This is a genomic window from Planococcus glaciei (assembly GCF_900099655.1).
GTDB lineage: Bacteria > Bacillota > Bacilli > Bacillales_A > Planococcaceae > Planococcus > Planococcus glaciei.
The window spans coordinates 73783-88553 of record NZ_FNDC01000004.1 but is presented as its reverse complement, the minus strand read 5'-3'; the positions used below and the strand labels follow the sequence as shown (position 1 = coordinate 88553).

Below are 14771 nucleotides of genomic sequence, written 5' to 3'. Positions count from 1 at the left end.
AGCGAGAAATGCAAAATAGAACAAAAAGGCAGGAATTCCCCTACCTTTAAGTTCCGATTGTTTAGTTGCTGTTGATGATTTCGAGTATTTCTTTAGCGGATTTCGCTTCTGCCAGCTGGTCCACATTGTCCTGCTCCGCGCAAATCACTGCGATGCCGGACAGGATGTCCAAATGTGTGCCGTCTTTGCCGGCGATGCCGAAAATCAGTTTTGCGCTTTCTCCATTAAAGTCTACTCCATTTGGAACTTGAACAACAGTAAAGCCTGATTTGATGACCGATTTTTTCGCTTCTTCGGTGCCGTGCGGAATGGCCACGTTGTTGCCCATATACGTCGTTGTGATTTCTTCGCGCTTCATCATTTCGTCGACATACGACTCTTCCACGTAGCCGGCATTGACAAGCGCTTCTCCCGCAAAGCGGATCGCTTCTTCTTTGCTGCGGAAATTCTGTCCGATGAAGATGTTCTCTTCCAGTAAAAGCTGGTCGTCTGCAGCCGGCTCGGTTTGATCGACTGTCAGTGCTTCACTTTCTTCAACCAGTTCCGCCTGTTCGCCGGTCACACCGTTTTTCAGGCTGTCGATCAACCGGTCGTATTCGGGACTGGATAAGAAATTATCCACTGAAATGTGGTAAGCATTCGGCACTTTGCTTTGTGCACGCGGCGTTAATTCTTCCTGCGTAATGACGATCTCGGAATCTGCAGGAATCGTGCTGATGGCTGTGTTCGTCACTTTGACATCAAGTCCCGCTTCTTTCACTTTCTTGCGCAGAAGCGATGCTCCCATCGCGCTCGACCCCATTCCGGCGTCGCAGGCAAAGACAATTTTTTCGACATTGCTTGGCAGTACGCCTGTTGCAGTTGCCGCCGTGCCCGTTAAGTTTCCTGCAACCGAACTTTTCTTGCCTTTCATTTGTTCCATTTTCTTTGTTGCTTCGTTGATGTCTTCATCTGTCTGCTTGCTGGATTTCAAGATCACAGCAGAAATCAGGAAAGACACGGTTGTCGCTACAAGCACAGCTGCAAAGTTGGCTACATACGCCATGCCTTCAGGCGGCGTAACTGCTGCAATTGCCAGGATGCTTCCCGGTGATGCCGGTGCTACTAAGCCCCCGCCCATCAAAACAAGCGTGAACACTCCACTCATACCGCCCGCAATAACGGACAGCAGCAACATCGGTTTCATTAAGACATACGGGAAATAAATTTCGTGGATCCCGCCGAAGAAATGAATGATGGCTGCACCCGGTGCCGATTGTTTTGCCATGCCTTTGCCGAACAGCATGAACGCAAGCAGGACACCCAGACCCGGTCCTGGGTTTGCTTCGAGTAAGAACAGAATGGATTTTCCAGCTTGCTGGACTTGCTCCAAGCCGATCGGCGACAACACGCCGTGGTTGATGGCGTTGTTCAAGAACAGGATTTTCGCCGGTTCAATCAAAATGCTTGTCAGCGGCAATAGGCCCGCTTCCAATAACCAGTCAACGCCTGATACCAGAACTTCAGTAAATGCTTTTACAGCCGGTCCGACTCCCAGGAATGCCAGGATGGCCAAGACGCCGCCGAGAATTCCGGCAGAGAAGTTGTTGACCAGCATTTCAAAACCGGTGCGGACCTTACCTTCGATCAATCCGTCAAATTTCTTGATGACGAATGCCCCAAGCGGCCCCATGATCATGGCGCCCAGGAACATCGGTGTATCCGGAGCTCCGATAATGACGCCCATCGTGGCGATAGTCCCGACGACGCCGCCCCGCTGATCATAAATTAAGCGGCCCCCTGTATACCCTATCAAGAGCGGCAGCATGTATGTAACCATCGGTCCGACCATTTTGCCGAGTTCTTCGTTCGGGAAAAAGCCGGTCGGGATGAACAAGGCCGTAATTAATCCCCAAGCGATAAACGCGCCGATGTTCGGCAGCACCATCGAACTCAGGAAGTTGCCAAATTTCTGTACGGAAACTTTCATTGCTGATTGATTCATGTCTTCCATCCTTTCTGCTAAGCGCAGTTTCTGTTTTCTTCTTACTCTTATCATAGAGGACAAATGGAAGCGCATTCAACGAGAAGGAAAGTTAACTTTGTCGCAGGTGTTTGGACAAGGGTATGGTTAGTCTTTTATATAGAAGAAACACGGTTGAGGTGGGAATTGCAAAACTTCGATAGAAAGCTTGATAACATCGATAGAAACGTTCAAAACATCGATAGGAATCGCTGAAACGTCGATAAGGGAAGAAAAAACTTCGATAGAAAGCCGTAGAAACGGCGATAAAGATTTGAGAGGATATACGGCATTCAAACGGCTGTAAAATGCGACAATAAAAAAACAGGTGGAAACTATAAAGTTTCCACCTGTTAGTTATCCATCAACTGCTTTTTTAAGATGCCATCTTTCATCTTGTCCCCATGCAGCTTCTTCCTCTTGCATTATTAATACGAAATCTTCGACAATTCATCAAGCAGCGCTTTGCGTTTCGGGTACATAAATTTAAGTTCATCAATCAATACGGCAGCCGCTTCTTTTCCTAATGCTTTTTTATAAATCTTGATTTTTCTGCATGCTTCCTGATATTTCTTGCGGTCGGAAGTGGGTGCTACCAACTGATAAATGTAAGAAGTGAAAAGCTCATTCACTTCCAGTGGATATTCTTTTATTAAATGAGGGTACAGCGTTTCGATAGTATGAAGATGCGAGCGACAATATTCCAGCAGTTCTTCAGTCATCTTTTCTTCGACAAGGATGGTCACATAAAGATCTGTGTTCCATCTCAGCTTCTTCAAACTCTTCAGCAAAGATGCGACTGTTTTCTGCCATTCGTCAGCCTCCACCAGTTTTTTCAACGCATGATAATAATCCTTTTCTCCGGCAGCAGCGAGTTCATAGGCAAGAGCGATTTGATGTTTTTTCCAGCCGGCCAAGGCATACGCTTCAAAACGTTTCTTTTTCCAGTCCAGCACCAAGCCAGCTAAATCTGAATCTATTAGCTCTGATTCTTTGCACAAGCGGATGGCTTGTTCAAACTCACCCGCTTCCATCGCCTGCTCGACTTCCGCTTTCCGTATATACGGATAAGCGCGGTGCGTTTGATAAAACGATTCCACCGCTGCTTGGTCTCCTCGCTGCTGCAAAATCATTAGCTGAAACAAGCGGAATTGTTCGGCTTCGTACCGATGGGACTTGTTTTGCAGCGCTTCACTGCTAATTACCTTTTCAATAAAACTATAGATTTCAGTGCCATAATTCCCTCGGTCGCTCCACTCCATCAAGGACCCTACAAGTGACGCCGGTACATCGGTCATGTCCTGCTTCAGATGAAAAAGAATGGCAGGATAAAACAAGTCCAGTATCCGGTCAAAAACCACGCGATTCAAGCTTTCCGGCCACTGCTCCATTACTTCTCCAATCTTCCCTAGGCTTTCGCCTATTACCGTTCCGATTATTCCCGACTAGTCATCCGCTTTCTCAAGCATTTTGCTGCATTCGTGGACAATGATTAAACTGAGGAGAATAATCCTTTCGCCGTCCTGTGCCAGGTCGAGTGTATCCAAATAGTCCTGGACTTCCAGCGCCCCTTCGATTGCCTGATCCGTCCGGTCCCATTCGATAAACCCACTTCTGCTTGCACGATTTGCCGATTTGCGGATCATCCGGCGGGCCTTCGCTTCATCCATTTCGGCTGTCTCTGAGAATTTTTCCGCTAAATATAGATTCACAGCCGGCTGTTGCTGCAGTAAGTCTTCCAGAACTTCCAGCAGTTCCGCTTTTTTCATTTCCTTTAATCGGGACAGAACATCCACGGGAGCAGGAACGTATTCTTTTTTATGCTCCTGGATCGCCAGGCAAACAGCCACTTCATGTTTGCACAAAGAATCCGATTCAAAAGGGCAGGTGCAGAAAGAGGACAAAATCGCATCCTCTTTACTTAAAAGCATTGACACATGATAATCGCCAGTACCCGACACAATCGCATGCCAGCGGTTCGGACCATCTTCCCTCAAGTCTTTCACGTAATTCTGTTCAAAATAATCCACGCCGCGTTTATACAGCTTGGCAGGTACGTATTTGTCCAGATTGCTTAACTTCATGAACGTTCACCTCTTGGTTCCATTATAGCCGGATGGAGTGGGAAGGAAACGGACTATAATGCTGAATGCCTAAAATAACGATAGAAAAGATTAAAGATGCCAACTTTTCACCAGCGAAAAGTGAAAAGCTGATTTAGTTGCGTTCCTGGGAATTTATTCTCATTCTCAGGGTTTTATTCGCGGAACGCAGCTTTCCTGAAAAAGAACAACAAAAAAGCCCGGCAACTGCTGCCGGACCCCTGCTTAAAACTCCCCAATCACCTTTAAAGCTTTTAACGCCAGCTGCAGATCAAACTGCTTCTGGGAATCACGCAAATCAACTTTGGCGATTTCGCTGATTCGGTTGATGCGATAGCGTAGACCACTCACTGATAACTTTAAATTTGCAGAAGTCAGCTCCAAATTTCCACCGTTCATCAAAAATTCATAGAGGGTGAGCATGTATTCTTTCTGCTGTTCAGATGTCCCATACAAAGCACCTAACTCCATTTCCGCTATTTTACGGATCGCTTTTTCTTCCTGAGAATGGACAAGAATGCCGAGAATCCCCAGCTCCTTGAAATACATCGTCGGCTGCTGTTCAGTGGTAAACCGGGCAGCTGTCATCGCTTCTTTCATTTGATCATGTACTAAGCTAAGATCGTTACAAGTTGAACTAACGCCGACATGGCAATGTAGATTTGGATAAGACCGTTTGATGCGCTCATAGAAAATCATTGGTCCATTATGCATCAATTCGTGTTCAGCTTCTTCCGGGATAAAGCACAAAATCCCGTTTGCCCGTTGAACCTGCAGAACTTCATAACTGCGCTCCTGAAAGAATTGAACGACTTCTTGATAAATATTAGTGAACGTCGACAAGTTGTCTTCTTCGTTGAATTCATTGTAGCCGAGCGCCAAATAAGCGATATGGTATTTGCCGGACACATCAATGTTCAAAAGATTCAATTCACGGACAATCTGCTCTTTCGATTCGAAACCATCCGTGAGCATTTTCTCAAAAAGAATTCCTTTTGTCCGGGCATTGGCTTCCATGATGTTCTTATTGTTTAAATAAACGAGTGTACTCATGGATGTCAGCCTGCCGAGAATCATCCGATCAATTTCTTCGGGCACCTGCTCGCTTTGCCCGTAAATAAACGAGCAATAACCCAAAATTTGATTTTGGATATATATGGGTGCCGTTAACCGGCCATAATGTTCAAATTCGAGAAATTCTGTTTTTTGGATTGGCCATTCATTCAGCCGTGCATGAAAAGGAGCTTGTAATTCGATCGCTTCTTCCAAGCTGATATTTTCAAAATCGGTGATTTGGCCTTTCTGATTTTCAATAATGATCGGTTCTGAAATGTACCTTTTTAAAACACCTAGAATATTCTCCAGGCGGTTTGAACGGATTAATTCTTCTGTCAGTTCGTTATGGATATTAATGACCGTCTGAAGCCGGTTGCGTTCTTCTTCCAATTTTGAAAAAGAGATCCGGTTCTCCTCCAATTCATCACCGATAAAACCTTCGTAATCGCTTGGCTGCCATTCTTCAAGAAGTTTTCCTTCCCATTGGCAGAAGTCATCTCCGCATGCTTCACAAGCATGCTCTTTGAAAAATACTTGCTTGCCGATTAACGTAGAAATATAGCCGCTCGCAAATCCGCATAAAGTGTAACAACCTGGTTTAAACGTGGTTGTCCCTTCTTTTTTGTAATTAGCTGCCTCAAAAGACTCTTTCCATCTGCCTTTGAACAAAACAGAGACCACTTCGTTTTCAACGACTTCAATCTTCTTGACGTCAATCGTGACATGCGCTTGACCCAATGCTCCATGGATTTCGGCTCCATAGAGCATCTGGGAAATCAGATCCAGGTCCTCTCTAGCATCAACAGTTAAAGCCACATCTCTTCCTTGCGACCAGCCAAACTGAAAGAAATTCTTTTTCACTTTTTCCAAACCCAGCATGTTGATCAATTGCTGCTGCCATGCCAAAAAAGACGCTCGCGGAAATTCAATCGAGCGTTCTTTTCTGTTTTTTTGAGATTGGCCATCTTTTGAGTCATTCCAGGTTTCCCTGTTCGAAGACAGTCTTTGTCCCATTCTATTTCTCCACCCTTCAGTTCAAGGCAATGCAGATGTTTTTCGCTTCCGAGAAAAATTCAAGGCTATGGTGGCCGCCTTCCCGTCCGATTCCGCTCTTTTTGAAACCGCCAAAAGGTGCACGCAAATCACGGACAAACCAGCAGTTGACCCAAATCGTGCCCGCACGCACGCCATGTGAGATGCGGTGCGCCCGTTTCAAGTTTTCCGTCCAGACCACACCGTTCAAGCCATATTGCGTATCGTTGGCAATCTGCAACGCTTCTTCTTCTGTATCAAAAGGAATGATTGTGACGACCGGGCCAAAAATCTCTTCCTGGCAAATTCGCGCTTTCGGATCTTCGTGCAAGTATACCGTCGGCTGCAGATAATAACCATCTTTTAAATGAGGAGCCAACTCTGGTGTGCTGCCTCCCGTAATTAGAGTTGCCCCTTCTTCTTTGGCAATCTCCAAATAAGATTTCACTTTTTTGAAATGCTCTTCACTGACAAGCGGTCCCATTTTCGTTTCCGCTGCCTGCGGATCGCCTACAACCAGCGCTTCAGCTGCAGCTTTATATTTTTCAATGAATGTATCTAAAATGGAACGCTGAACTAAGATTCGGGAGCCTGCCAGGCAGACTTGTCCGGAATTCAAGAAAGCCGCCTGGATTGAAACTGGAATGGCTTTTTCTAAATCTGCGTCTTCAAATATAATATTAGCCGCTTTGCCGCCGAGTTCAAAGGCAAATTTTTTCAGTGTATCCGCGCCGTTTCGCATAATGGCTTTTCCAGTGGCTGTAGAGCCGGTGAAAGAAATCAAATCAACATCCGTATTCTTCGTAATCGCTGTTCCCACGACACTGCCTTTGCCGTGAATGATATTGACAACACCGTCCGGGATTCCAGCTTCTTTTGCAATTTCACCGAGCAATGAAACCGAAAGCGGCGTCATTTCTGCGGGCTTGATGACGGCTGTGTTCCCAGCCGCCAAGCATGGGCCAAGCTTCCAAGTTGTCAGCATGAATGGCGCATTCCACGGCGTGATCAATCCTGCAACACCTACCGCTTCATAGCGTGTGTAGTTGATATAGGCGTCTTCCATCGGATACGTTTCTCCGCCTTGCTGTTCCATGAAGTCCGCGAAGAATTTCAAATTTTGCGCAGCACGTGGAACTTCTCCAGCAACAGCATGGCTATATGGTTTGCCAACGTCCGCTGCTTCCAGGCGGGCGATTTCTTCTTTCCGTTCTAAAATAATTTCTGCCATGCGGCGGATTTTTGCGCAGCGTTCCGCTACCGTCATCGTCCGCCAAGGGCCGTTTTCAAATGCTTCCCGTGCAGCTTGGCATACTTTTTCCACGTCTTGCTCTGTCGCTTCTGAGACAACCGCGATCACTTCCTGCGTCGCCGGATTTTTCACTTCAAAAGTTTGCTGATCTGAAGAAGCTTCATAGTTTCCGTTGATGAAATGCTGAACTTCTCTTACTTTAGTTTCTACTGAAGTCATTTGGATTCCTCTTTTCTTTTTGAAATCGATTGGCCTGCAATTCCCCAATGGGTCTTCGGCACTTCCGTGATCAATACTCGAACGTTTTCCTTAGGCGCATCGAGCGTTTTAGACACAGTGGCCGTCACTTCCGAAATCAGCTGTTCCACTTTTTCAGGACCGCGTCCTTCAGCAATCGTGATTTGGATAAATGGCATTCTACTCACTCTCCTGTCTTGAAACTGGCATGTATCGTTCCAAATCCGTCGAACGATGCTGAGAAATGATCTCCTGGTTCAATGTGAATGGCTTGTGTGATGGCACCGCTCAATACAACCTGGCCTTTTTGGATATACTGTCCGCGTTTGGCAATTTTATTGGCCATCCAGGCGATGGCGCTCGCCGGGTTGCCCATGACGGCAGCGAGTGTGCTGGTTGCCGCCACTTCCCCATTTTTCCGGAACACAACTCCGCCGAGCCGCATGTCCACTGCTTCTGGTGATAGGATTTGATTGCCCAAAATATAGCGGCACGAAGACGAATTGTCCGCTACCGCATCAAGCAGTGTGAATTTAAACGCTTCAAAGCGGCTGTCAATCACTTCAAACGACGGCAGCACATAAGCGGTTGATTGAATGATTTGTGCGGCCGTTATATAGTCGCCCATTACGTCTTCTTTAAAGACAAAAGCAAGTTCCGGCTCCAGTTTGCCGTGGATAAAGCCGTCGATGGAATGCGTCTCGCCTTCATTCAGGCTCATGTTCTTTAATAGGACACCATATGAAGGTTCGTGGACGCCCATCATCTGCTGTTTGGCTTTGCTGGTCAATCCGAGTTTCCAGCCGGAAACCGCCGTTCCTTCTTCCCGGCATTTCTTTTCGATCAATAGTTCCTGAACATCGTAAGCCCGTTCTTCATTAAATTCCGGAACGTCCTGTGCAAATTGCGGTAAGGTCCGTACATTTTTCTCAGCCTGAAATAAATCTTCAACTATATGATCAATTGATGCTGTTTTCATTAAGCGTTCCTCCCATTTGAAAAACTTGCTGAAACTGATCCGATATGGGCAAATTCAGCGGTAAATGTATCGCCGTCCTGTATCGGAAGCGCAGCGGTAAAAGCGCCTGTCAAAACGATTTCGCCAGCTAAAAGCGATACGTCATAAGCCGACAAGGCATTTGCCAGCCAAGCGATAGCGGTGATGGGATTGCCGAGAACTGCTGCACCAGTGGCTGATTCGAGGTACTTGCCGTTTTGATAAACGTTCATCCCCAAACTGCTAAGATCCAGCCCTTCCAGTTTCGTCGGTTTCGTGCCCATCACTACCAGAGCGGAGGAACCGTTATCTGAAACGGTGTCTTCAAAACGGATTTTCCAGTCTTCAATGCGGCTGTCGATAATTTCAATGGCGGGCACTATGTAGTCCGTCGCTTCAATTACATCAAGCGGTGTGATGTTCGGCCCTTTTATATCTTTCTTCAGCACGAAAGCGATTTCGCATTCCACTTTCGGCTGCAAAAGTTCTTCAAGCGGTACTGTATCACCATCCGTATACATCATCGTATCGAACAAATGCCCATAATCAGGTTGGTCCACCCCGAACATCGACTGGATCGCTTTGCTCGTCGCTCCGATTTTCTTGCCGACAATCCTTGCACCTGTCGCTTTTTTCTGTTCGACGTATTGCAATTGAATCTGGTAGGCGTCTGATAAAGTGATAGCTGGAAAACGTTCCGTTAATGGCGCAATCGGCTTTTTAGTCCGTTCCGCTTCGAGTAGTTCATTTGCAAGCTGTTGAATCACAACCATGTCAGCAATCCTTTCTTCTAGAGAAAAAGCCGTCAACGAAAAATCATCAACGGCATTCCTGTTTATTTTACGAGTTCTTTTTGAGCCAGTTCTTTTTGCTGCAATTCGAGAGCTACATCCAAAATCCAGTCTTCCTGTCCAGCAACTGCGTGGCGGCGCCCCAATTCTTCGATAATCGCCACCGGATTCAGATTGAATTTCTCTGCCGCTTCCCGGACATGAAGCAAGAAGCTATTGTAAACACCGGCATAGCCGGAAGCCAAATTATCACGGTCGATAACATTGGGATATTTGAATACCGGTGCCACCAGATCTTCTGCTGTATCCATCAAAATCGTCAAGTTGATGCCCGTATCGATCTTCATTTTATTCAATACGGCTACAAGCACTTCAGTTGGTGCATTGCCGACGCCTGCGCCAAGTCCACGGAGCGTCCCATCAACTTGATCAGCCCCTGCTTCCAAAGCAGCAACCGTATTGCCAATGGCAAGCCCCAAATTATTATGGGCATGGAAACCGACATTGATTGACAAGGCTTCTTTTAAGCTTGCTACGCGCTCCCGGACACTTTCCGGAACCAGCGCCCCTGCGGAATCGACGACATAAACACAGTCTGCACCATAGCTTTCCATCAGTTTTGCCTGTTTTGCCAGCACTTCAGCCGGTTGGGTATGGCTCATCATCAGGAACCCAACAGTGCCGAGGCCGCTTTTTTTCGCTTGTTCAAAATACTGCTGAGACACATCCGCTTCCGTACAATGCACAGCTATACGCAGAACATCGACACCGTATTCAGCAGCTTTCAAGATTTCCGGCCGTGTCCCGATTCCCGGCACGAAAAGCGAGGCGATTTTGGAATCTTTTTTATTGGCCACCGCTCGTTCAATCAGCGACCATTCGTCATGTACCGAGAATCCCTGCTGGATGGTCGAACCGCCGAGGCCGGAGCCATGGCTGACTTCAATCACCGGAACGTTTGCTTCCGCCAAGCGGCTTACCACTTCCCCGACAAATTCCGGAGTAAAGGAATGGCTGACTGCATGGGATCCGTCCCGCAATGTGGTATCTGTTACAATAGGCGTCTTCATGCAATCACCCCTCCTTTCTTCAGTAGATGGCTGGCGAATTGTTCGCCGACCTGCTGCGCAGCTGCTGTCATAATATCTAGATTGCCAGCATAGGCCGGGAAGAAATCGCCTGCCCCTTCCACTTCATTTAAAATGATCACAGTCGGCAAATCTCCCCAAGGAGTATGGCGGACATCGATATATGGAGCGCCTTTCAGGCGGTAGCCTGGCACGTAGCGCTGCACTTCTGCCACGACTTCATGGATCGACTCCAGGACGGCCGCTTCATCGGCTTCTTCTTTTAAAACTGCATAAACGGTGTTGTTCATCATAATCGGCGGCTCTGCAGAGTTGATGACGGGAATCGCACGGGCCGTTTCCGCTCCGCCAATCCCTTGGCAGGCATTTGCCGTGGTCATCGTGAATTCGTCCAAGTTTTGCCGGGTTCCAGGACCGACTGAGTTACTGGAAATCGTCGCGATGATTTCGCTGTATTTTACAGGGGCTATCCGGTTTACCGCATATACGAGAGGCGTTGTTGCCTGTCCGCTGCAGGAAATCATATTGACATTATCCAGTTCGAGATGGTCGCCAAGGTTAATGGCCGGGACTACATACGGGCCGACTGCTGCCGGCGTCAAGTCAACTGCGATAATGCCTGCTTCCTTCAAACGGGGAGCATGTGCCAAATGCGCTTTGGCGCTTGTCGCGTCAAACACAATCCGGATATCCCGGTTTTCCAGAACGCCATCGATGCCCTTGGCAGTTGTCGGGATTTCAAGTTCAGCCGCCCGTTTCAAGCCTTCCGACTCCGGATCGATACCGGCCATTAAAGCCAGCTCCATCGATCTGTCGGTCTTCAGAATTTTATACATTAAGTCCGTTCCAATATTTCCTGATCCTAGTATGGCAACTTTGATTTTCTCCATGGGAACCTCCTATTATTCAGCGACTGCTTTTAATGGAACCGCTGCTGGTGCCGGTGTGCCGTAAGTCCAGAACGAATCCGGGAAAGCTGCCCCTACCCAAGCATCGCCGTTGCCGGGAACATCTTCCATTTGCCAAGTCAATGTTTTCCAGTCCGGGTCGAGAATCAAATAGCCGGCATCTCCAAACAATTCGGCGCGGTTGCCGCCTGGCTCGTATGCATACATGCAGAACGCCTGGCTGACCCCGTGTTTATTAGGCGGGATTTCGATGAAATAGCCGTGGTCTTTCAATAAATCCGCTGCATCATATAAATTTTGAGGTACACCGTACCAGTAGCAGACGTGATGCAGTTTCCCCTTGGCACCAGTTGGTTCTTGCATGATTGCGATTTCGTGCACTAAGTTCGAAACGCTGTTCCATGTGCCGACAACATAATCGTTGTCGACAATTTGTTCACGGACTTTGAACCCCAGTGTCTTCACTAGGAAATCGGTATCTGCAGCCGGATTGCTCGACATTATATTGATGTGGTCCAAACGGCGGACCGGAACACCATGTGCTGGCCGTTTTTGGCTTCTTGACAACAATTTTGAACGTTTGTCGACATGGCACTCATAGTACTCAACTTCCCACAAAATCTCCATCTTATGGCCATCCGGAGTCGTGAACTGATAAGCCGGACCGTGCCCATATTCATCGTTTGACCAACCTTCTCCGCGACCACTTTCTTCCAGTGCTTTGACCCGGCGTTGCAGCGCCTGTGGAGACGTCGTTCGCCAGGCAACATGGCCAAGCCCTGCTTCTTCCGCTTCTGTCACGATCAAAGAATATTTGTAATTGTCTTCATAGGCGCGTAAGTAAGTGCGGTGTTCAATTTGGTCCACAATCTCCATACCAAGCATATCGGTATAAAATGCTATCGTTTCTTTTGGCGTCGGCGACAGGACTTCCACGTGGGCAATTTGCGCGACATCAAAAATCGGTTCCTCGTGCTGGTTTGTTAATTCGCTTGTCATTTTAATTTCCTCCCTTTTGTTTAAAGGACCGCGTATTGCGGATCCAGTTCTGCATATTTTCCGCAAGAGAACAATAACGGCTCTCCGTCTTTCACAATCATTTTTTCTACTTTCCCGATGAAGATGGTGTGATCTCCTGCTAAGATTTCCTGCTCTACTTCACAGACAATTTGGACGAGAGAATCGCCGACTAACGGAAAGCCGTTTGTCACATCAAATCGGAAGGCTTCATCGCTTGGAATTTGTCCGGCAAATTGTTTGGAGACATGAACTTGATTTTTTGCTAAGATACTGACGCCGAAACGGCCGCTTGCTTTGATCAATTGAAGCGTCTGCGCCCGTTCGCCGATTGAAATGGCGACCAGTGCCGGGTCCAGGGAAATCGACATGAACCCGTTTGCTGTCATTCCGTGGTACGTTCCTTCCACATCTGTTGAAATCACCGTTACCCCGGTGGCGAATTTACCCATTGCGTTACGGAATTCACGACTATCCATTCAAAGCCCTCCTTATATTGTAGGAATTTTCTCTTTCCACACGGCATTCGTCCAACCGTTCAAGTCATAGTCACTCATGGCTTCGTCTACCAAAGCCTTAAACGATTCTGCGTTGCCTGAACCGATTGAATGATACATCGCTTCCACACGGATGTTTTCATGATTTCCGGCATAGTTCACTTCGTATAATTCGTGGCGGCCACCGAATTCACTGCCGATTGAATCCCAAACCATCTTCAAAAGTTTGACACGGTCTTCCGCAGTGGTATTTGTCCCTTTATAGTATTGATCCAAATAAGGACGGATTTCGGGATTCAGGAAATCTGCAGCACTTGATGGCAATTGAATCAACCCGCCTGCAACCACTTGCTCGAATATCTTTTTGACCTTGGTCCATACTTCGGGAGCAAGCACCCGGTATGCATTGGCTGCGACACCGTTTGGAATAGCGACACCGTTGCGTCCGATATCCGGATTCATCGCCATCGAATCTGATAGACTCCAGATCATATTGCGCATCGCTACGACTTCTCCGATATTTGCCTGTACGCCGCGGAACTGATGTGTTCCTGAAGCTTCCGTTGCTTTCATCAGGAGGCCCGCCATGAAATCCAGTTTCACTCCTAATCGTGCACAGCCATGGAAACTAAAACGGTTGACGAAATGAGTTTCTGCTACAAAGTTATTCGATACTTCCACATTGTTATAGGCCAGTATGTTTTCCCATGGAACGAAGACATTGTCCAATACGATTACCGCGTCGTTTTCATCAAAACGGCTGGATAATGGATAATCGAACGGCGTGCCATTCGTTTTAGCCTGCAGCTCATAGGATTGGCGGCTGATCATCTTCAATCCCGGTGCATTCATCGGTACCAGGAAGATTAGTGCGTGGCTAATGTCCCCGCCGCCTAATTCCTTAGGTCCGTAGTTAGCGACAAAGTTGTAGTTGGTTAAAGCAGCCGCCGTCCCAACCATTTTGGCACCGCTTACAATAATTCCGTCGTCGCGTTCTTCCACAGCACGAACGAACACTTCTTTGTTTTCATGGAGTGATTTGGAGCGGTCCATTTGTGGATTGATGACCGTATGATTGACGAACGGCAAGTCCCTGGCAGCTTTCTTGTACCAGGCTTTGGCATTTTCCTCATAGCCTACATAATAATCCGAATAGGCTTCAAGGTGTCCCAGGAAAGAAGCTTTGTAATCCGGCGTTCTTCCCATAAAACCGAAATTCAGTTTCGACCATTCAACGATGGCGTCACGGGCTCCGACCAGGTCTTCTGCTGTACGTGGAGTCTTAAAGAACTTATGTGTGCGGTCACCATGTTCATTGATCGCTGTCAGCACATCTTGTTTAGCAGGATCATGCAATGCATCGTACATTCGTGCATATGACAGGGCTGAATTTCGGTAAGCTGGATGAGTCGTCACATCGTCAATTTTTTCTCCATTCAAGTAAACCACTCGTCCGTCCCGCAAACTCTCAAGATACTGTTCTCCAGTTAACATGAAATCACTCCGTTTCGTTGGGTTCGTAATGTAGGCCTTACATTTGTTAAAACTATATAACGAAATGTAAACGCTAACAATGACATGGAATGTCGAGAAAAAACCATTCCACTGACACAAGTTGTCTGAAAAGTTAAATAAATTTATCAAGAAAAATGAAAAGCAGTTAGCTAAACTGCCAACTGCTTTTCTTCTTGTTGAAGCGCTCTTTTCTTATAGTAGCTTCTCGAGCTTGAATAACATTCATCCGTAATTCTTACAAATTTCTCCTAAAGTCTTGGTGGCGTTCTCTAAGTTT

Annotated in this window: 13 protein-coding genes; all 13 read right to left on the bottom strand. The window is 47.1% G+C overall.

Features of this window, described 5'->3' with window-relative positions; all coding sequences use genetic code 11:
- Positions 1-61: 61 nt before the first annotated feature.
- The 13 genes from BLQ32_RS07135 to BLQ32_RS07075 all read right to left on the bottom strand — a co-directional run bounded on the left by BLQ32_RS07135 (position 62) and on the right by BLQ32_RS07075 (position 14473).
- Positions 62-1984 carry a PTS mannitol transporter subunit IICBA gene (locus tag BLQ32_RS07135; protein ID WP_074509710.1) on the bottom strand — a complete coding sequence of 641 codons (1923 nt, stop codon included), beginning with the start codon at positions 1982-1984 and terminating at the stop codon, positions 62-64.
- 446 nt (positions 1985-2430) lie between these two features.
- Positions 2431-3393: a hypothetical protein gene (locus BLQ32_RS07130; protein ID WP_074509708.1), complete on the bottom strand. Its 963-nt coding sequence runs from the start codon at positions 3391-3393 to the stop codon at positions 2431-2433.
- 54 nt (positions 3394-3447) lie between these two features.
- Positions 3448-4086, bottom strand: coding sequence for an SWIM zinc finger family protein (locus BLQ32_RS07125; protein WP_074509706.1), 639 nt, complete (start codon positions 4084-4086; stop codon positions 3448-3450).
- Positions 4087-4329: 243 nt separating this feature from the next.
- Entirely contained in the window at positions 4330-6174 is a 1845-nt protein-coding gene (locus BLQ32_RS07120; RefSeq protein ID WP_074509704.1) for a helix-turn-helix domain-containing protein, read from the bottom strand.
- A 16-nt stretch (positions 6175-6190) separates the two neighbouring features.
- Positions 6191-7663, bottom strand: coding sequence for an aldehyde dehydrogenase (locus tag BLQ32_RS07115; RefSeq protein ID WP_036802622.1), 1473 nt, complete (start codon positions 7661-7663; stop codon positions 6191-6193).
- Positions 7660-7860 carry a 4-oxalocrotonate tautomerase gene (locus tag BLQ32_RS07110; RefSeq protein WP_036802620.1) on the bottom strand — a complete coding sequence of 67 codons (201 nt, stop codon included), beginning with the start codon at positions 7858-7860 and terminating at the stop codon, positions 7660-7662. The genes BLQ32_RS07115 and BLQ32_RS07110 overlap by 4 nt, the downstream gene beginning before the upstream one ends.
- 5 nt (positions 7861-7865) lie before the next feature.
- The gene (locus BLQ32_RS07105; RefSeq protein ID WP_074509702.1) at positions 7866-8660 is read right to left on the bottom strand and encodes a 2-keto-4-pentenoate hydratase; all 795 of its coding nucleotides are present in this window, start codon (positions 8658-8660) and stop codon (positions 7866-7868) included.
- Positions 8660-9451: a 2-keto-4-pentenoate hydratase gene (locus tag BLQ32_RS07100; protein WP_053166332.1), complete on the bottom strand. Its 792-nt coding sequence runs from the start codon at positions 9449-9451 to the stop codon at positions 8660-8662. The genes BLQ32_RS07105 and BLQ32_RS07100 overlap by 1 nt, the downstream gene beginning before the upstream one ends.
- A 62-nt stretch (positions 9452-9513) precedes the next feature.
- Positions 9514-10539 (bottom strand): 4-hydroxy-2-oxovalerate aldolase, encoded by a 1026-nt coding sequence (gene dmpG, locus BLQ32_RS07095; RefSeq protein ID WP_036802616.1) that lies wholly within the window; start codon positions 10537-10539, stop codon positions 9514-9516.
- Positions 10536-11447 carry an acetaldehyde dehydrogenase (acetylating) gene (locus BLQ32_RS07090; RefSeq protein WP_053166334.1) on the bottom strand — a complete coding sequence of 304 codons (912 nt, stop codon included), beginning with the start codon at positions 11445-11447 and terminating at the stop codon, positions 10536-10538. The genes dmpG and BLQ32_RS07090 overlap by 4 nt, the downstream gene beginning before the upstream one ends.
- 12 nt (positions 11448-11459) lie before the next feature.
- On the bottom strand, positions 11460-12464 hold the full coding sequence (locus BLQ32_RS07085; RefSeq protein WP_074509701.1) for a catechol 2,3-dioxygenase: 1005 nt from the start codon (positions 12462-12464) through the stop codon (positions 11460-11462).
- A gap of 20 nt (positions 12465-12484) precedes the next feature.
- A complete protein-coding gene (locus tag BLQ32_RS07080) occupies positions 12485-12961 on the bottom strand; it encodes a flavin reductase family protein (RefSeq protein ID WP_036802611.1) in 477 nt (158 codons plus the stop codon).
- A 12-nt stretch (positions 12962-12973) separates the two neighbouring features.
- Positions 12974-14473: a 4-hydroxyphenylacetate 3-hydroxylase family protein gene (locus BLQ32_RS07075; RefSeq protein ID WP_074509699.1), complete on the bottom strand. Its 1500-nt coding sequence runs from the start codon at positions 14471-14473 to the stop codon at positions 12974-12976.
- Positions 14474-14771 lie beyond the last annotated feature (298 nt).